Raw genomic sequence first — 18,665 nt, 5'->3', positions numbered from 1 at the left:
TGCGGCTGTGGTCGTTTTCAGGTTGGTTTCAAGGTTGATTTAGTGGTGGGGTTCCCGGTGGGCTCCCGGTGGGGCGCGGCCGGGGGGGCCTGGGGGGGGGGCGGGGGCCCCCCCCCCCCCCCCCCCCCCCCCCCCCCCCTCCCTCCCCCCCCCCCCCCTCCCCCCCCCCCCCCCCCCGGCCGCGCGTACCCCAGCGGGGGTTACTTCTTGCGGCGCCGGCCGCCCGAGGCCTTCTGGGCCTTGCGGCGCTCCGCGCGCGTCATGCCGTCGCCTGCGGCGTCGGAGTCGAAGTCGCCCTCGACGACGCCGCCCTCACCGTCGACCGTCGGGGCCGAGAAGTGCAGGCGGTCCGGGCGCTGCGGGGCGTCCAGGCCCTTGGCGCGGATCTCGGGGCGGGCCGAGGGGACCGGCTCCTTCACCATGGACGGGGCCGCGTCCTGCACGGGGACCTCCTCGACCTGCTGCTCGACCTGGACCTCCAGGTTGAACAGGTAGCCGACGGACTCCTCCTTGATGCCCTCCATCATGGCGTTGAACATGTCGAAGCCCTCGCGCTGGTACTCGACCAGCGGGTCCTTCTGGGCCATCGCCCGCAGGCCGATGCCCTCCTGGAGGTAGTCCATCTCGTAGAGGTGCTCGCGCCACTTGCGGTCCAGCACCGACAGCACCACGCGGCGCTCCAGCTCGCGCATGACCTCGGAGCCGAGGGCCTTCTCGCGCGCGCCGTACTGCTCGTGGATGTCGTCCTTGACGGACTCGGCGATGAACTCGGCGGTGATGCCCGCGCGGTCGCCGGCCGCCTCCTCCAGCTCGTCCACCGTGACCTTGATCGGGTAGAGCTGCCTGAAGGCGCCCCACAGCCGGTCGAGGTCCCACTCCTCGGCGAAGCCCTCGACCGTCTCGGCCGAGATGTAGGCGTCGATGGTGTCGTCCATGAAGAAGCGCACCTGCTCGTGCAGGTCCTCGCCCTCCAGGACGCGGCGGCGCTCGCCGTAGATGACCTCACGCTGGCTGTTGAGGACCTCGTCGTACTTCAGGACGTTCTTGCGGGTCTCGAAGTTCTGGGTCTCGACCTGCGACTGCGCGGACGCGATCGCGCGCGTCACCATCTTGTTCTCGATCGGGACGTCGTCCGGCACGTTGGCCATGGCCATGACGCGCTCGACCATCTGCGCCTTGAACAGGCGCATCAGGTCGTCGCCCAGCGAGAGGTAGAAGCGGGACTCGCCCGGGTCGCCCTGTCGGCCGGAGCGGCCGCGGAGCTGGTTGTCGATGCGGCGCGACTCGTGGCGCTCGGTGCCCAGCACGTACAGGCCGCCGAGCTCCTTGACCTCTTCGAACTCGGCCTTGACGGCCGCCTCGGCCCTGGCGAGCGCCTCGGGCAGGGCGTGCGCCCACTCCTCGATGTGCTCCTCCGGGTCGAGGCCGCGCTGGCGCAGCTCCGCCTCGGCGAGGTCGTCCGGGTTGCCGCCGAGCTTGATGTCGGTACCGCGGCCGGCCATGTTGGTGGCGACGGTGACCGCGCCGCGGCGGCCGGCCTGGGCGACGATCGTGGCCTCGCGCTCGTGCTGCTTGGCGTTGAGCACCTCGTGCGGGATGCCGCGCTTGGAGAGCTGCTGCGAGAGGTACTCGGACTTCTCGACCGAGGTGGTGCCGACGAGGATCGGCTGGCCCTTCTCGTGCTTCTCCGCGATGTCGTCGACGACGGCGGCGAACTTGGCGACCTCGGTCCGGTAGATGAGGTCGGCCTGGTCCTTGCGCTGCATGTCCCGGTTGGTGGGGATGGGGACGACGCCGAGCTTGTAGATCTGGTGGAACTCGGCGGCCTCGGTCATGGCCGTACCGGTCATGCCGGAGAGCTTCGAGTAGAGGCGGAAGAAGTTCTGCAGGGTGATCGTGGCGAGGGTCTGGTTCTCGTCCTTGATGTCCACCCCTTCCTTCGCCTCGATCGCCTGGTGCATGCCCTCGTTGTAGCGGCGGCCGGCGAGGATACGGCCGGTGTGCTCGTCGACGATCATGACTTCGCCGTCGATGACGACGTAGTCCTTGTCGATCTTGAAGAGTTCCTTGGCCTTGATCGCGTTGTTGAGGTAGCCGACGAGCGGGGTGTTCACCGACTCGTAGAGGTTGTCGATGCCGAGCCAGTCCTCGACCTTGGCGACACCGGCCTCGTGGATGCCGACGGTGCGCTTCTTCTCGTCGACCTCGTAGTCGCCGGTCTCCTCGATGCCCTTGAGCGGGTTGCCGGCCTCGCCCTTGGTCAGGCGGGTGACCAGCTTGGCGAAGTCGGCGTACCACTTGGTGGCCTGGTCGGCCGGGCCGGAGATGATCAGCGGGGTGCGGGCCTCGTCGACGAGGATCGAGTCGACCTCGTCGACCACGGCGAAGTTGTGGCCGCGCTGCACCAGCTCGTCCTTCGACCACGCCATGTTGTCGCGCAGGTAGTCGAAGCCGAACTCGTTGTTGGTGCCGTACGTGATGTCGCAGTCGTACTGCTCGCGGCGCTGCGCCGGCGACATGTTGGCCAGGATGCAGCCGATGGACAGGCCCAGGAACTTGTGGACGCGGCCCATCATCTCGGAGTCGCGCTCGGCGAGGTAGTCGTTCACCGTGATCAGGTGGACGCCCTTGCCCGAGAGGGCGTTCAGGTACGCGGGGAGCGTGCCGACGAGGGTCTTGCCCTCACCGGTCTTCATCTCGGCGACGTAGCCGAGGTGCAGCGCCGCGCCGCCCATGATCTGCACGTCGTAGTGCCGCTGGCCGAGGACGCGCTTGGCGGCCTCGCGGACGGTGGCGAAGGCCTCCGGCAGCAGGTCGTCCAGGCTCTCGCCGTCCTGGTAGCGCTGCTTGTACTCGTCCGTGAGCGCGCGCAACTCGGCGTCGGAGAGGTTGACGAAGTCCTCTTCGATGGAGTTGACCTGGTCCGCGATGCGGTGCAGTTTGCGCAGGATCTTGCCTTCGCCTGCACGCATGAGCTTGTTGAAGACGGACACTGAGGCTGGTCTCCTTGCCGGTCGGGCCTGGGCACTTTACGTACACGGGCACGGCAGGTGGGCCCCACCGCAACGGCCATCGTAAGCGAGGACGTGGTCGCGTCGGGAGGTCCGCCGTGTCCGCAGGGCACGGGCGCCCGGAATGAGAACGTACGGGGGACGGATTCGGTGCCGGTGTGGACGAAAACCCCTCGCCCGGGTTACCCGGAGTCGCAACAATCCGTTCATGGAACCCGTCACCCTGACCACCGGGCGCCTCCTGCTGCGCCCCTTCGCCCCCTCGGACGCCGAGGAGGTGTACGCCGCCTGCCAGGACCCCGAGATCCAGCGCTGGACGATGGTGCCCACTCCGTACGAGCGGGCGCACGCCGAGTCCTGGGTCACGCAGGTCTCCCCGAGCGCCTGGCTGGAGGACCGCGAGTACGGCTTCGCGGTGCGGCTCGGGGCGGATGGCGCCGAAGGGCCGCTGGTGGCCGCCGTGGGGGTGCACGTGCGCGGCCCCCAGGGGTACGAGATCGGCTACTGGGCCGTGAAGGAGCACCGGGGCAGCGGCTACGTGGCCGAGGCGGTGGCCGGGGTCGCCCGGTGGCTGTTCACCGAGGTCGGCGCCGGCCGGCTGGAGTGGCGCGCCGCCGTGGGCAACGCCGCGTCCCGGGCCGCCGCGGAGAAGGCCGGCTTCCGGTTCGAGGGCACCCTGCGGGCCGCGCTCGACCACCGCGGCACCCTGCGCGACTGCTGGGTCGCCGGGCTGCTGCCCTCGGACCTCGGCCTGCCCTCCCGGCTGCCGTACCTGCCCGTTGTCAGTGCCACCCCCTAGGGTCGCGGCATGACGACGCTCTCGCTGTCCGCCGACGAGGCCCGCCGGATCGCCCTGCGCGCGCAGGGGTTCCTCGGGGCGCCCGACCGCCGGGGCGGGGTCCGGGGGGTGCTGCGCCATCTGGGCGCCGTGCAGCTGGACACCATCTCGGTCCTGGCCCGCTCGCACGAGCTGATCCCTTACGCGCGCCTGGGCGCGGTGGGCCGGGAGGCGGTGGAGAGGGCGTACTGGTCGGACGGCCACGCCTTCGAGTACTGGTCGCACGCGGCGTGCATCCTGCCGATCGAGGAGTGGCCGCACTTCGCCTTCCGCCGCCGGGCGCGGCGGGCGCGCGGCCACCGCTGGCACGTCCTGGAGGACAAGGACCGCTCGACGCGGGCGGTCCTCGACCGGCTGAAGGCCGACGGCCCGCTGACCTCGACCGAGCTGGGCGGCGCGAAGAACGGCGGCGAGTGGTTCGAGTGGTCCGAGACCAAGATCGCGGTGGAGTGGCTGCTCGACACCGGTGAGGTGGTCTGTTCCGAGCGGCGCGGCTGGAAGCGGGTCTACGACCTGGCCGAGCGGGCCGTCCCGGACGCGCTGCTCCACGACGACATGGACGACCGCGAGTGCCTGCGCCGCCTGGTCGCGCTGGCCGGGCAGTCGCTGGGGGTCGGTACCCGCGCCGACATCGCTGACTACCACCGCCTCAAGGGCGAGCAGGTCGACGCGGTGATCGCGGACTCTGGGCTGGTGCCGGTGGAGGTCGAGGGCTGGGGGAAGGCCGCCTGGGCGGATCCGCAGGCGCTGGCCGCGGTCCCGCGCGGCCGCCACCGCACGACCCTGCTGTCCCCGTTCGACTCGCTGGTCTGGGACCGGCCGCGCACGGAGCGGATCTTCGGCTTCACGCACCGCCTGGAGGCGTACGTGCCCAAGCCGCAGCGGATACACGGGTACTTCGCGATGCCGCTGCTGGCCGGCGGACGGCTTCAGGGCCGGGTCGACCCGGCCCGCGAGGGCCGCACGCTGGTGGCCCGCCAGGTCTCCCTGACCCGGCCGCAGGCGGCCCGCCCGATGGCGGAGGCCCTGCGGGAGGCGGCGCTGTGGGTGGGCTGCGACGCGGTCCGCGTCGAGCGCGCGCAGTCGGCCGCGGAAGCGGCCGCGATCACGGCGGAACTGGCGGCGCTGGGAGCCTGACGGCGGCGGGCCGGCCGGTGCGCGCCCCGGGCGTCCGCGTTCTGCCGCCGGAGGCGATCAGCGGATCTCCAGGATCTTCTCCCGCATCGCGTACACGACGGCTTCCATCCGGGAGTGCAGCTGGAGCTTCTCCAGGATGTTGCGCACGTGGTTCTTCACGGTGTTCTCCGAGATGAACAGCTGCTTGGCGATGTCCCGGTTGTTCATGCCCGTGGCCACCAGCTTGAGGACCTCCAGCTCCCGGTCCGTCAGCCGCGGCGCCGGGACCAGCCGCCGCTCGTCCGTGCGCTGGATCATCGACTTGAACTCGGTGAGCAGCTTCGACGCCATCGACGGACTGATCTGCGACTGGCCGTCCGCGACCGCGCGGATCGCCGTCGCGACCTCGTCCGTCGAGATCTCCTTGAGGAGGTACCCGGTGGCGCCCGCCTTGATCGCGTCGTAGAGGTCCGCCTCCTCGTCGCTGATCGTCAGCATGATGATCTTCGCGGAGGGGGCGACCTCCTTGATCGAGGTGCACGCCTCGATCCCGCCGCGCCGGGGCATCCGTACGTCCATCAGCACGATGTCGGGCAGCAGGTCGGCGGCCTTGTCCACGGCCTCCGCCCCGTCCCCGGCCTCGCCGACGACCTGGATGTCCTCCTCCTGGGCGAGGACGATCTCCAGTCCGCGCCGGAAGAGGGCGTGGTCGTCGACCACGAGCACCCGGATCGGCTCCCCGGCCGGGTCCTGCGCCCCATGACAGTCGGCGCCGTCGTCGTCGCGCGCCGGCCCGAAGCTGTCCGCCATCGTTCCTCCCCCTGCATGTGCTGAGCTGCTGGGCCAACCCGGCGGGGTCGGCCGCCGGTTGACTGCCCGACATGATTCCATGCCCGCGCTACGGGACGGGGTTCTGGCGGAATCCATATGGCTCATACGAGTCATACAGGTGCCCCTGCGGAACGCCGTGCGTTCCGCAGGGGCAATGGGTGAATTTCAGCCTCCGAGCGCGCCGCCCGCGCCCGCTCCCGAGGGCTCCGAGCTGGACGCCCCGTCGGGGTCCACGTGGATGACGCCGTAGTCGTAGGCGTGGCGCCGGTAGACGACGCTGGGCATCTTGGTCTCGGAGTCGACGAACAGATAGAAGTCGTGGCCGACCAGTTCCATTTCGTACAGAGCCTGGTCGAGCGACATCGGCCGCGCCGAGTGGGTCTTCTCGCGGACGATGAGCGGGCCTTCGCCCTGCACTTCCAGGGAACCGATCCGCTTGACCGGAATCCCTTCCTCCATGTCCTCGTAGACCGGCTCGCCGTTGCTGTTGAGGGTTGCGACGCCGGCCACGTGGTCGGCGACCTCGGCCGCCGAGAGACGTCCGGTGCCACGGCGGGTGAAGCGCTTGTCGTGCTGCTTGCGCAGCCGGGCCTCCAGCTTGTCCTGTGCCAGGTCGAGCGCCGCGTACGGGTCGGCGGCGGCGGCCTCGGCCCGGATCACCGGGCCCCGCGAGTGCAGGGTGATCTCCACGCGGTCGGAACGGTCGGCCTGGCGCGGGTTGTGCTCCTTGGACACCTCGACGTCCAAGCTGATCACCTTGGCGTCGAGCTTCTGGATCCGCTCCGGATTCAGCTTCTCGGCCACGTGCTTGCGGAACCGCTCGGGCACCTCGGTCTTGCGGCCCTTGACGACGATGTCCACGCAGAACTCCGTTCCCGGAGACCCCCGCCCCCAACGGCGGAACGTCTCCCTTTCGCACCAGGCTCCGGTGAACACCGGAGCCTCGGACTTGGCGACTTTCACCTCCTCCTCCCCCATCGGCAAGATCTACATCCCACCGACTTCGGAGTAGAGAGAGCCCCCCTCACAGGTACTGCACACGAAGATTCCAATAAACAGACGGACTGCTGCTCCGATACCCGGGGCCGAAGGTTCGCCAGTTCCTCACAACCGAACATATCTCTCAAAGCCGGTTGTCGGCACCCGCTACCGGAACGTACCTCCGATCAGGTGGGTCTTCCCTCTTACTACCTGCAACGATGCGCATTCCCCAGTGGTTCCAAATCTATTCACAAGATTTTTGCTCTGTCCGGGTTGTCGCCGTTCGCCGCGAAGGAGGCCGCCGGAGCCGCCACCACGGCAGCAGCTTCCGCCCGCAGACCCGCCGCGCGCAATGCCCTCGCCGCCTCCGCGAGCGTGGCTCCGGTGGTGATCACGTCGTCCACCAGCACGATCCGAGCGCCCGCCGTCAGCGCGGCCCCGCCCGGACGTACCTCCAGGGCCCCCGCGAGGTTCTCCTGCCGCTCCCGGGCGCCCAGGGCCGCCTGGTCCGCGACGGCCCGCCGCAGCCGCAGTACGGGCGCCACGCGCGCGGCCGCACCGGCCCCGCGCAGCCGCCCGGACGCGGCCAGGGCGATCCGGCGCGCCGGGTCGTGCCCGCGCGCCCGCACCGCCCGCCGCGCGGACGGCACCGGGACCAGCACGAGCACCGCCCCGCCCGCGGCCCCGCCGCCGCCCGCACGGGCCACCGCAGCCGCCAGGGCCGTCCCGAGCGGGCCGGCCAGGGGCAGCGCCCCGCGCTCCTTGTGGGCCAGCACGACCGCCCGTACGGCGTCCTCGTACCGGGCCCCCGCGTACACCGCGGGCAGCCCCGCAGGACCCGCCCGCCGCGCCACGGGACGCACCCGCCCCGCGCCCGCACCGCTCAGCGCGCCCCGGCACGCCCCGCACAGCACCACGCGGGCGGCCCCGCAGCCGGCGCAGTCCGCCGGCAGGACCAGCCCGGCCAGCTCCCGCCACCACTCCCGCACGCATCCACCCTGCCGCGCCGCGCGGCAGCCCGCGACCCCTGTGGACGAGCGGCCCCGGGAAGCCGGAGGGAGGCCGTCAGCCCGGGTAGACCGGCAGCCGGCCGCCCGCCGCCACCGTGCGCCACTGTGCGCCCGACGGCAGCCACACGATGCCGTCCTCGCCGAACCCCACCACCGGCTTGCCCTCGTCCTCCGAGGCCGCGATCGCGCTCAGCCCCGTAGCGCCGGGCAGGCTCGCGGCGACCATCGACCCGTCGGACAGCATGTAGCGGGCCTGGTCCACGCCGCCGCTCTCCCGGCCCACCACCAGCAGCCGGCCGCGCGGCGCCCAGCTCATCGCCGTCACCTCCGCCATCTGCGGGGCCGCCGGGCGCAGCTCGCGCACCGAGATCCGGGGGGAGTCGCCCTTGCCCTCGGGCCGTTCGATCCGCCCGATGAAGAGGTTCTTGCGGGTGCCCTCCTTCTCCACGAGGAGCGCGATGCGCACCCCGTCCGAGGAGGCCTTCAGCCCGCTGATCTTCCCGCCGTCGAGCCCGGCGACGTCCACCTTCTGCGGGGTGCCGGTACCGCCGGGCACCCGCCACAGGCCCTGGGTCTGCGGGTCGAGGTCGGCGATCCACAGGTCGCCCTGCGCGTCCCAGCTGGGCGCGGTGAGCTTCCCGGTCTTGCTGGTCAGCAGCGGCTGCTGCGGCATCGGGCCGGCCGTCGTCAGCGTCACCACGAAGAGGTTGTGCCCGTCCTCGGAGACGACCGCGGCACGCTTCTCGTCGTACGTCACGGCCGCCGAACCCACCTTGAAGCCGGCGGCGGTGGCCAGCGGGCCGGGGGCCGGCTCCGGCTTGTCCTGCTGCTGCTCCTCACTGTTGGCGTCGAGCATCATCCGGACGAGCCTGGCGTCCTTGTCCACGTAGTACTGGTGCTCCGGCGACGGCGGCCGGTTGGCGACGGCCGCGGCGGCCGAGCCGGTGACCCAGCACAGCGAGGACTTGCCGTCGGGGCGCAGCAGTTCGACCCGGTCCAGCTTGGAGGTCGTCAGGTCCCGGACCGTGTAGAGGAGTTGGGTGGCCATCTTCTGGCACTGCGGCTGCGCGACGTTCGCCGCGATGCCGTTGAGCGGCACGCGCAGCGTGTTCTGCCCGTCGTACGAGAGGGACTTGGTGCCCTCGCGCAGTTCGCTGCCGGTGGGGAACGCGGTGGAGACGACCGGGCCGAGCCACTTGGACGGGCCGGCCAGCAGGGACTGCACGGTCTGCGTGGTCGGGTCCATGCGGGAGTCGGGGTCGGTGCGCTGGCGCACGTACACCGGGTCGGCGACGAGGGTGTTGCCGGCGAAGTAGTACTTGTTGACCGGCTTGTAGATGCGCTGGAAGTCGGACTCGCTCAGGACGAGGTTGCTGGGCGGGGTCGCGATCCGCCACTGCTTGTTGACCTGGACCAGCTCGAGGTACTCCTCGTAGCGTCCGCCGCCGGTCTCCGGCTGGTAGGCGCTGCGCTCGTCCACGGTCGCGAGCTTCTTGCCGTAGATCTTCCAGCGCGGATCCTCGGACTCCTTCTCCTTGTCGCCCGGTGCGGGGACCCGGCCGAGGCCGGCGGAGAGCACGGTGACGGCCGAGCCGGGCCGCCAGTTCTCCGCGGCGCTCTGGGTGAGGTACTTGCGGGCCGTCGCCAGCTGCGGGTCGTCGCTGGTCATGGCTTCGAGGAAGCCGTCGACGATGTCGGCCGGGCTGGCCTTGTCGGCCGGCGGCACGCCGAAGACGCGGACCTGCGAGTCGACGCCCTGCGAGGCCTCCACCCGGCGGATCTCGCCGCGGTCGGGCATGGAGGCGCAGCCGCCGACCAGCAGGCCGACGGCTCCCAGGGCCAGCGCCACCAGGGCGCCCCGGCGTTGCCCGGCCGCCCGGGTCCGTTCGCTCCGTGCGCCCCGGCCGCCTGCCGGCGCGCGCTCAGCGTCCTCCACCGGATCCATCCTCCTGTGCTGCGCTCTGATCGGCGGGCCTGGCCACGACCCGGGAGCCGTTGCCGGGCAGCGCCGTGGGGTCGGCGGGCACCGGCAGGGCGGTGGTGACCGCCGGCCTGGGCGGTATCGGGTCGCGGTCGGGGCGCTCGGTGCGCCCGTCGGGGTGCGCGCCGGGCCCGCCGGTGCCGCCCGCGCGCCCGGCGGCCTCGGCGGCGGCCCTGGCGCGGTTGGCCCGGGAGTCCTCGGGCTCCAGCGGGATCGGGGATCCGCGCAGGGGCTCGTCGGCGGTGCGGGGCAGGGTGAGGCGGAACTGGGAGCCGCCGCCGGGCTCGCCCCAGGCCTGGAGCCAGCCACCGTGCAGGCGGGCGTCCTCGACGGCGATTGACAGGCCGAGGCCGGTGCCGCCGGTGGTGCGCGCCCGCGCGGGGTCGGCCCGCCAGAAGCGGTTGAAGACGCGGGTGGCCTCGCCGGGCTTGAGCCCGACGCCGTAGTCGCGGACGGCGACGGCGACGGCCCCGCCGGCCGAGGCGAGGCGGACCACGACGTCGCGGCCCTCGCCGTGCTCGACGGCGTTGACGACGAGGTTGCGCAGCACCCGCTCCACGCGGCGGGCGTCGGCCTCCGCTATGACGGGCTGGGTGTCGCCGAGGACCCTGATCCGGGTGCCCTTGTGCTCCGCGAGCGGTTCGGCGCCGTCGATGACGCGGCGTACGACGTCCCGCAGGTCGATGGGCTCGGCCTGGAGGTCGGCCGCGCCCGCGTCGAACCGGCTGATCTCCAGCAGGTCGGCGAGCAGCGACTCGAACCGGTCGAGCTGCCCGGCGAGGAGCTCGGCGGAGCGGGCGGTGACGGGGTCGAAGTCGACGCGCGCGTCGTGGATGACGTCGGCGGCCATCCGGACCGTCGTCAGCGGGGTCCGCAGCTCGTGCGAGACGTCCGAGACGAACCGGCGCTGGAGCCGGGACAGGTCCTCCAGCTGCTGGATCTTGAGCTGGAGGTTCTGCGCCATCTTGTTGAAGGCCTCGCCCAGGCGGGCGATGTCGTCCTCGCCGGTGACCTTCATCCGCTCCTGGAGCCGCCCGGCCGACAGCCGCTCGGCGATCCCGGCGGCCATCCGGACGGGCGTCACGACCTGGCGCACGACGAGCCAGGCGATGGCGCCGAGCAGCACCACCACGAACACGCCGGCGGTGGCGATGGTGACCTTGACGAGGTTGAGGGACTCCTCCTCCTGGGTGAGCGGGAAGAGGTAGTACAGGTCGTACGGGTCGCCGTTGATGTCGGTGAGCCGCTTGCCGATGACCAGGGCGGGCTCCGGGGGCTTCTCCCCGGCCCCGGCGGTGTACCGGATCTGCCAGAAGGTCTTGAAGGTGCCGGTGGCGTGGTTGACGGACCGGCGCAGCGTGAGCGGGACGCTCGCGGTCGGGTCGACGTTGCCCGAGGCGCGGGCGCCCTTGACGCCCTGGGCTCCGGGGGCGGTCTGCTCGCCGGTGCCGGTGCCGGCTCCGAGGGCGACCACCTCGAAGGCGGTCTGGCCGCCGCTGGCGAGCTGCTTGACGAGCGAGTTCATCCAGGTGCTGGCGTCCCGGCCGACCTTGTTGTCGGTGGCGTCGGGGCCGTCGACGGCGAAGGGGGTGTTGGCCTTCTCCTGTGCGACCGCGAACCCTCCGGCGGCCTGGCTCTGGGCGGCCTCCTCCTTGGCGTCGAGGAGTCCCTTGGAGACCTGGGCGATGACGACGAAGCCGAGCGCGAGGACCACGGCGAGCGACATCAGCAGGGTGGCGGCGACCACCCGGAGCTGGATGTTGCGCCGCCAGATGCGGACAGCCGGAAGCAGCGGCCGGCGCACGAGGCGTACGAACAGCCGCAGGAGGGGGCCGCCGGGTGCTCCGTCCTGGAGCAGCCGGCCGCCCCGCAGGACTCCCCGCCGGGAGCCGCCCCGGGCCTTGCCGGGCTGCACGTCAGCTGGGTCCGGCCTTGTAGCCGACACCGCGCACCGTCACGACGATCTCGGGGCGCTCCGGGTCCTTCTCGACCTTGGAGCGCAGCCGCTGCACGTGCACGTTGACCAGGCGGGTGTCCGCCGCGTGCCGGTAGCCCCAGACCTGCTCCAGCAGCACCTCGCGGGTGAAGACCTGCCAGGGCTTGCGGGCGAGCGCGACCAGCAGGTCGAACTCCAGCGGGGTGAGTGCGATGGAGGCGCCGTCGCGCTTGACCGAGTGCCCGGCGACGTCGATGACCAGGTCACCGATGACGAGCTGCTCGGGTGCGGGCTCCTCCGACCGGCGCAGGCGGGCCCGGATGCGGGCCACCAGCTCCTTCGGCTTGAACGGCTTGACGATGTAGTCGTCGGCGCCGGACTCCAGGCCGACCACTACGTCAACCGTGTCACTCTTGGCGGTGAGCATGACAATAGGCACGCCCGATTCGGCGCGGATCAGCCTGCACACCTCTATGCCGTCCCGTCCGGGCAGCATGAGGTCGAGCAGCACGAGGTCCGGCTTCGCCTCCCGGAAGGCAGCCAGTGCCTTGTCACCGTCCGCTACGAACGACGGCTCAAAACCTTCTCCACGCAGCACAATGCCGAGCATCTCGGCCAGCGCGGTGTCGTCGTCGACGACAAGGACGCGTCCCTTCATGGTTGACATCATCCCATTAGCTAATCGTTACCCGGCGGTGAGCTGTCCCACAGCCAAAAGGGCTGGAAATCGCCCCTCGGACCTGCGTGGAGATCAGGACGACCAGTCTGCCCCGGATCCGCGCGACAATTGAAGGGCGAGCGGCGCGGGATCCGGGGGACGACCGGTGATCCGGGGGACGGCCCGTCCGATCGGAGCGCCCCCATGGCACGATGGCAGCCGACCAGCGCGCCCGCCACGGCAGGTGCACGTGAAGGAGCGACGATGACTGACTCTCCGGGCTGGGCCGCGCCCGGATCCCCGTCCGACGGCCAGGGCTCCGACGCCGACCGGCCGGCCGCTCAGCCGTCCGGCACCGCACCCGGCGAGGACACCGCACCCGCCCAGGGCCCCGGCCCGGACTCCGCCGACAGCAAGTGGTCCGCCGCCCAGCCGCCGCCCGGCCAGTGGTCCAGCCCCGCCACCGGCCAGACCCCGCAGCCCGCCGCCCAGCCCGCGCCCCGGCCGCAGGCCCCCGGCTGGGACACCCGGCCCGGCACCCCGTACCAGTACCCCGGCGGCTGGAACAGCACGCCGCCCGCCGCCAAGCCCGGCGTGATCCCCCTGCGCCCCCTGGGCCTCGGCGAGATCCTCGACGGCGCGGTCGGCACCCTGCGCGCCCACTGGCGCTCCGTACTCACCATCAGCCTCGTCGTCGCCGCCCTCTCCCAGGTCGCCCTGCTCCTCGTACAGCGCGCCTGGATGGACGGCCTCCCCGTCGCCGACGACAGCCTCACCCGGTCCCAGGCCGTGGACGTCATGGGCAACACCGCCCTCTTCTACGCCTTCCAGTACTTCCTGGAGATCCTCGGGCTGCTCCTCCTCACCGCCCTCCTCGCACCCGTCGTCAGCCGCGCCGTCCTCGGCCAGACCTCCACCCTCTCCGGCACACTGAAGGCCGTACGCCCCCTCGCGCCGCGCATGCTCGCCCTGACCGGCATGCTGCTCGTGGGCGCCGTCGCAGCCGTCCTGCTCCCGGCACTCCCCGGCATCCTCGCGGGCAGCGCCGTCCTGACCGCCCTCGGCATCCCCTTCGGCTTCGTGCTCCTGGCCTGGTTCTACGTCACCTTCGCGCTGGCCCCGCCCGCGCTGATGCTGGAACGCGGCTCGGCGGTCGCCGCCCTCAAGCGCTCCGCGAAGCTGGTCAAGGGCGCCTGGTGGCGGATCTTCGGCATCAGCCTGCTCACCTGGCTGATCCGCACCATCACCGCCATGGTGATCGTGATGCCCTTCGCGGGCCTCGCCCTCGTCGCCGCCCCCGAAGGCATGACCAGCCTCTTCAACGGCTCCGCCGCCCCCAGCTGGACCTTCCTGATCATCACCGCGATCGGCGGCGTCGTCGGCGCCACCGTCACCCTGCCGATGCAGACCGGCGTCACCGCCCTCCTCTACATCGACCAGCGCATCCGCCGCGAAGCCCTCGACCTGGAGCTCGCCCGCGCCGCCGGCCTCGACGGCTACGGCACCCCGGGCACCGCCGAACGGCCCGGAGGCTGACGCACCGATGAGCACGGGGGGACTCATCACCACCAGCACCGCGGCCCTGCTGCCCGCCGCCGAGACACCACCACTGGCCACCCCGCGCGACGCCGCCCGCGAGGCGGCCGAACGCGAGCTGGCCAAGCCCGCCTACCACCAGGACGAGCCCGGGCTGCTCCAGCGCGCCCTGGACCGCTTCTGGGAGTGGCTCGGGGACTTCTTCGACCGCGCCTCCGGAGCCACCCCCGGCGGCTGGGCCGGCCTCCTCACCATCGCCGTACTGGTCCTCCTCGTCATCGCCGCCCTCTGGTGGCGGCTCGGCACCCCCCGCCGCACCGCCACCAGCACCGGCACCCTCTTCGACGCAGGCCCGCTCAGCGCCGCCGACCACCGCGCCGCCGCCGACGCCCACGCCGCGGCGGGCCGCTGGAACGAAGCCGTCCAGGAACGCATGCGCGCCGTCGTCCGCTCCCTGGAGGAACGCACCCTCCTCGACCCCCGCCCCGGCCGCACCGCCGACGAGGCCGCCGCCGAAGCCGCGCTCTCCCTCCCCGCGCACGCCGCCGACCTCCACGCCGCCGCCCGCGCCTTCGACGACGTCACCTACGGCGGCCGCACCGCCGACCCCGACACCTACGCCCGCCTGCGCACCCTCGACCTCACCCTGGAACGCGCCAAGCCGCTCCTGACGGGACCCACCGCATGACCGGCCCCACACCGCCCGCCCAGGCCCCCACACCGCCCGCCCAGGCCCCCACAGACACCCCGGACACCCCGCGGCGGACCTCCACCGCCCCCAGCGGCGCCCAGCGCTGGGCCCGGGCCCGCGGACTCCTCCTCGGACTCGGCATCCTCCTCGCCGCCGCCGTCACCCTCGCCGGACTCCAGGCCGGCGACCACCACGGCCGCCTCGACCCCCGCTCCGCCGACCGCGACGGCAGCCGCGCCATCGCCCAGCTCCTCAAGGAACGCGGCGTCACCACCCGCGTGGTCACCAGCGCCGAGGAAGCCGCCGCCGCGGCCGGCCCCCGCACCACCCTCCTCGTCACCGACCCCGACCTGCTCGGCGAACCCCAGCGACGCGCCGTCCGCTCCGCCATCGACCTCTCCGGCGGCCGCACCGTCCTCATCGCCCCCAGCAGCCTCAGCCTCCCCGACCTCGCCCCCGCCACCCACACGAAGTCCTTCGCCCACCGCGACGACCTCGACCCCGGCTGCGCCCTGCCCGCCGCCACCACCGCCGGCCGCGCCGGCACCGGCGACGGCCTCCGCTACACCACCACCCACCCCGGAGCCACCGCCTGCTACCCCAGCGACGGCCACCCCACCGTCCTCGTACTCCCCAGCACCACCAAGGGCGGCGACACCGTCCTCCTCGGCTCCGAACGGCTCCTGCTCAACCAGCACCTCGCCGAACAGGGCAACGCCTCCCTCGCCCTCCAGCTCCTCGGCTCCCGCCCCGACCTCGTCTGGTACCTGCCCACCCTCGCGGACATGCCCGCCGACGGCCCCGCCGAGGAGAAGAGCCTCCTCGACCTCATCCCCTCCGGCTGGCTCTGGGCCCTGCTCCAGCTGTTCGCCGCCGCCGCCCTCGCCGCCCTCTGGCGCGCCCGCCGACTCGGCCCCCTCGTCACCGAGAACCTGCCCGTCGCCATCCGCGCCTCCGAGACCACCGAGGGCCGCGCCCGCCTCTACCGCAAGGCCTCCGCCCGCGACCGCGCCGCCACCGTGCTGCGCGCCGCCGCCCGCGAACGCCTCGCCGCACTGGTCGGCGTACCGCCCGCCCAGGCCCACGACCCCGCCACCCTGGTCCCCGCCGTGGCCGCCCGCCTGCCCCAGGCCGCCGGACCCGACACGGCCACCACCCTCTTCGGCACCACCCCCGCCGACGACGCGGCACTCGTCGCGCTCGCCGACCACCTCGACGCCCTCGAAAGAGAGGTCCGCACCTCATGACGGCCACCACGGACAGCGCCCGCTCCTCCCTGGAAGCGCTCCGCACCGAAATCGCAAAGGCCGTGGTCGGCCAGGACTCCGCCGTCACCGGACTCGTCGTCGCACTCCTGTGCCGCGGCCACGTCCTGCTCGAAGGCGTCCCCGGCGTCGCCAAGACCCTCCTCGTCCGCGCCCTCGCCGCCTCCCTCGCACTCGACACCAAGCGCGTCCAGTTCACCCCCGACCTGATGCCGAGCGACGTCACCGGCTCCCTCGTCTACGACGCCCGCACCGCCGAGTTCTCCTTCCAGGACGGCCCCGTCTTCACCAACCTCCTCCTCGCCGACGAGATCAACCGCACGCCCCCCAAGACCCAGTCCTCCCTCCTGGAGGCCATGGAAGAGCGTCAGGTCACCGTCGACGGCACCCCGCGCCGGCTCCCCGACCCCTTCCTCGTCGCCGCCACCATGAACCCGGTCGAGTACGAGGGCACCTACCCCCTCCCCGAAGCCCAGCTGGACCGCTTCCTCCTCAAACTGACCGTCCCCCTGCCCTCCCGCGAGGACGAGATCGGCGTCCTGACCCGGCACGCCGCCGGCTTCGACCCGCGCGACCTGCACGCCGCCGGCATCCGCCCCGTCGCGGGCGCCCAGGAACTCGAAGCCGCCCGCAAGGCCGTCGAGGACACCACCGTCTCCCCCGAGATCGCCGCCTACGTCGTCGACCTCTGCCGCGCCACCCGCGAATCGCCCTCCCTCACCCTCGGCGTCTCCCCGCGCGGCGCGACCGCCCTCCTCGCCACCTCCCGCGCCTGGGCCTGGCTCACCGGCCGCGACTACGTCACCCCCGACGACGTGAAGGCCCTCGCCCTGCCCACCCTGCGCCACCGCGTGCAGCTGCGCCCCGAAGCCGAGATGGAGGGCGTCACCGCGGACTCCGTCATCTCCGCGATCCTCACCCACGTCCCCGTCCCCCGCTGATGGCCCTCACCGGACGCGCCGCCCTGCTGGCGGCCCTCGGCAGCCTCCCCGTCGGCCTCCTCGAACCGAGCTGGACGGGCCTCCTCGCGGTCAACGGCACCATCGGCTTGGCCTGCGCGGTCGACTACGCCCTCGCCGCCCCCGTACGCGGCCTGCGGCTCACCCGAACGGGTGCCACCGCGGTCCGCCTCGGCGAGACCGCCGACGTCCACCTCACCCTCACCAACCCCGGAACCCGCACCCTGCGGGCCCGCCTCCGCGACGCCTGGCCCCCCAGCAGCTGGCACCCCGGCACCGAAACCGACGCCTCCCGCCACACCCTCACCGTCCCCGCCGGCGAACGCCGCCGCGTCACGACCCGCCTGCGCCCCACCCGGCGCGGCGACCGCAAGGCCGCCCTCGTCACCATCCGCTCCTACGGACCGCTCGGCCTGTGCGCCCGCCAGGGCAACCACGACGTCCCCTGGACGGTCCGCGTCCTGCCGCCCTTCACCAGCCGCAAGCACCTCCCGTCCCGCCTCGCGCGCCTGCGCGAACTCGACGGCCGCACCAGCCTGCTGACCCGCGGCGAGGGCACCGAGTTCGACAGCCTCCGCGACTACGTACCCGGCGACGACACCCGCTCCATCGACTGGCGCGCCACCGCCCGCCAGCAGAAGGTCGCCGTCCGCACCTGGCGCCCCGAACGCGACCGCCACATCCTGATCTGCCTGGACACCGGCCGCACCTCGGCGGGACGCGTCGGCGACGCCCCCCGCCTGGACTCCGCCATGGACGCCGCCCTGCTCCTGACCGCCCTGGCCACCCGCGCCGGCGACCGCGTGGACCTCCTGGCCCACGACCGCCGCCCCCGCGCCCAGGTCCAGGCCCGCTCGGCCGCCGACACCCTCCCCGCCTTCGTCAACGCCATGGCCGGCCTCGAACCCGAACTGGTCGAGACGGACTCCCGCACCCTGGTCTCCACCATCCTGCGCAGCGCCCCGCGCCGCTCCCTGGTGGTCCTCCTGACGAGCCTGGACGCGGCCCCCGTCGAAGAGGGCCTCCTCCCGCTCCTCCCCCGGCTCACACAGCGCCACACGGTCGTCCTGGCCTCCGTGGCCGACCCCCACATCGCCGCGATGGCCGCGTCCCGCGGCTCCCTGGACTCCGTCTACGAGGCCGCCGCGGCCACCCAGACCCAGTCCCAGCGCCGCCGCACGGCGGAACAGCTCACCCGCCACGGCGTCCACGTCGTGGACGCCACCCCCGACACCCTGGCCCCCGCCCTCGCGGACACCTACCTGGCCCTGAAGGCCGCCGGCCGCCTCTGACCCGGCAGGTGTCCGCCGATCCGGCAACACCCCGCACCCAGCTGGATACGCTGGCCGGGCACATGCCAGGAGGACACCATGGCCGACCTCACTCCGGAGCAGATGCGCCGCCTGCACGATTTCGCGGAGCAGCTCTCAGAGCTGGTCGAACACCAGGAAGACCAGTGGAAATGGTGGTCGAGGTCGTCTCCCGTACGAACTCCCTGACCGACATCCGCGACGAGCTCCACGACTACCCGAGGATGGGGGTCCCGCTGTACGTCGTCGTGGACCCACGGAAGGACAAGAGGACCGTCACGGTGCACAGCGACCCCTCGGAGGGCCCCGACGGGATCCGCTACCGCAAGAAGGTCCCGCACGCTTTCGGGGACACCGTCACCGCCGGCCGGTGGACGCTCGACACGAGCAGCCTGAAGGCCTATCCCGCCGACTGGTGAAGCAGGTAGGGCCGCTTCGGGTCCGAACGGCCCGTAAACGCAGAAAAGCCCCGCACCAGAAGGTGCGGGGCTTTCCCACAATGATTGTTCGGCGGCGTCCTACTCTCCCACAGGGTCCCCCCT

15 protein-coding genes are annotated in these 18,665 nt (G+C 72.7%); 8 read left to right on the top strand and 7 right to left on the bottom strand.

The window, feature by feature from the left end:
* Nucleotides 1-200: 200 nt before the first annotated feature.
* Complete coding sequence (secA, locus tag ACZ7IF_RS38380) at nt 201-2,993, bottom strand: preprotein translocase subunit SecA (protein ID WP_470981557.1); 2,793 nt, start codon at nt 2,991-2,993, stop codon at nt 201-203.
* A 226-nt stretch (nt 2,994-3,219) separates the two neighbouring features.
* Here secA and ACZ7IF_RS38375 point away from each other — a divergent pair, with 226 nt between their 5' ends.
* Together ACZ7IF_RS38375 and ACZ7IF_RS38370 are read left to right on the top strand one after the other, a co-directional pair.
* The gene (locus tag ACZ7IF_RS38375) at nt 3,220-3,810 is read left to right on the top strand and encodes a GNAT family N-acetyltransferase (protein ID WP_470981555.1); all 591 of its coding nucleotides are present in this window, start codon (nt 3,220-3,222) and stop codon (nt 3,808-3,810) included.
* 9 nt (nt 3,811-3,819) lie between these two features.
* Entirely contained in the window at nt 3,820-4,986 is a 1,167-nt protein-coding gene (locus ACZ7IF_RS38370) for a winged helix-turn-helix domain-containing protein (RefSeq protein ID WP_470981553.1), read from the top strand.
* Between the two features lie 57 nt (nt 4,987-5,043).
* Here ACZ7IF_RS38370 and ACZ7IF_RS38365 read toward each other — a convergent pair whose 3' ends face one another.
* The 6 genes from ACZ7IF_RS38365 to mtrA all read right to left on the bottom strand — a co-directional run bounded on the left by ACZ7IF_RS38365 (nt 5,044) and on the right by mtrA (nt 12,374).
* Entirely contained in the window at nt 5,044-5,775 is a 732-nt protein-coding gene (locus tag ACZ7IF_RS38365; protein WP_401252267.1) for a response regulator, read from the bottom strand.
* A 186-nt stretch (nt 5,776-5,961) separates the two neighbouring features.
* Nucleotides 5,962-6,657, bottom strand: a complete 696-nt coding sequence (gene hpf, locus ACZ7IF_RS38360; RefSeq protein WP_470981552.1) for a ribosome hibernation-promoting factor, HPF/YfiA family — start codon at nt 6,655-6,657, stop codon at nt 5,962-5,964.
* Nucleotides 6,658-7,025: 368 nt separating this feature from the next.
* The gene (locus ACZ7IF_RS38355; RefSeq protein ID WP_470981551.1) at nt 7,026-7,766 is read right to left on the bottom strand and encodes a ComF family protein; all 741 of its coding nucleotides are present in this window, start codon (nt 7,764-7,766) and stop codon (nt 7,026-7,028) included.
* 76 nt (nt 7,767-7,842) lie between these two features.
* Nucleotides 7,843-9,723, bottom strand: a complete 1,881-nt coding sequence (locus ACZ7IF_RS38350) for an LpqB family beta-propeller domain-containing protein (RefSeq protein ID WP_470981549.1) — start codon at nt 9,721-9,723, stop codon at nt 7,843-7,845.
* Nucleotides 9,710-11,683, bottom strand: coding sequence for an MtrAB system histidine kinase MtrB (mtrB, locus tag ACZ7IF_RS38345; protein WP_470981547.1), 1,974 nt, complete (start codon nt 11,681-11,683; stop codon nt 9,710-9,712). The genes ACZ7IF_RS38350 and mtrB overlap by 14 nt, the downstream gene beginning before the upstream one ends.
* Before the next feature lies 1 nt (nt 11,684).
* Entirely contained in the window at nt 11,685-12,374 is a 690-nt protein-coding gene (mtrA, locus tag ACZ7IF_RS38340) for a two-component system response regulator MtrA (protein WP_007264442.1), read from the bottom strand.
* A 252-nt stretch (nt 12,375-12,626) separates the two neighbouring features.
* Between mtrA and ACZ7IF_RS38335 the strand changes: the two genes are divergently transcribed.
* From ACZ7IF_RS38335 to ACZ7IF_RS38310, 6 genes are all read left to right on the top strand, one after another.
* On the top strand, nt 12,627-13,898 hold the full coding sequence (locus ACZ7IF_RS38335) for a hypothetical protein (RefSeq protein WP_470981545.1): 1,272 nt from the start codon (nt 12,627-12,629) through the stop codon (nt 13,896-13,898).
* Between the two features lie 7 nt (nt 13,899-13,905).
* On the top strand, nt 13,906-14,586 hold the full coding sequence (locus tag ACZ7IF_RS38330) for a DUF4129 domain-containing protein (RefSeq protein WP_470981544.1): 681 nt from the start codon (nt 13,906-13,908) through the stop codon (nt 14,584-14,586).
* Complete coding sequence (locus ACZ7IF_RS38325) at nt 14,583-15,836, top strand: DUF4350 domain-containing protein (RefSeq protein ID WP_470981542.1); 1,254 nt, start codon at nt 14,583-14,585, stop codon at nt 15,834-15,836. Before ACZ7IF_RS38330 ends, ACZ7IF_RS38325 begins: the two co-directional genes overlap by 4 nt.
* Entirely contained in the window at nt 15,833-16,795 is a 963-nt protein-coding gene (locus ACZ7IF_RS38320; RefSeq protein WP_470981540.1) for an AAA family ATPase, read from the top strand. The genes ACZ7IF_RS38325 and ACZ7IF_RS38320 overlap by 4 nt, the downstream gene beginning before the upstream one ends.
* Entirely contained in the window at nt 16,795-18,105 is a 1,311-nt protein-coding gene (locus ACZ7IF_RS38315) for a DUF58 domain-containing protein (RefSeq protein WP_470981538.1), read from the top strand. Before ACZ7IF_RS38320 ends, ACZ7IF_RS38315 begins: the two co-directional genes overlap by 1 nt.
* Nucleotides 18,106-18,167: 62 nt before the next feature.
* Nucleotides 18,168-18,542, top strand: coding sequence for a Uma2 family endonuclease (locus ACZ7IF_RS38310; RefSeq protein ID WP_470981536.1), 375 nt, complete (start codon nt 18,168-18,170; stop codon nt 18,540-18,542).
* The last annotated feature ends 123 nt before the right edge of the window (nt 18,543-18,665 follow it).

The organism is Streptomyces sp. NPDC037421, from assembly GCF_055602105.1.
The sequence above is the reverse complement of the archived record's forward strand: the minus strand, read 5'-3'. Positions and strand labels throughout refer to the sequence as shown.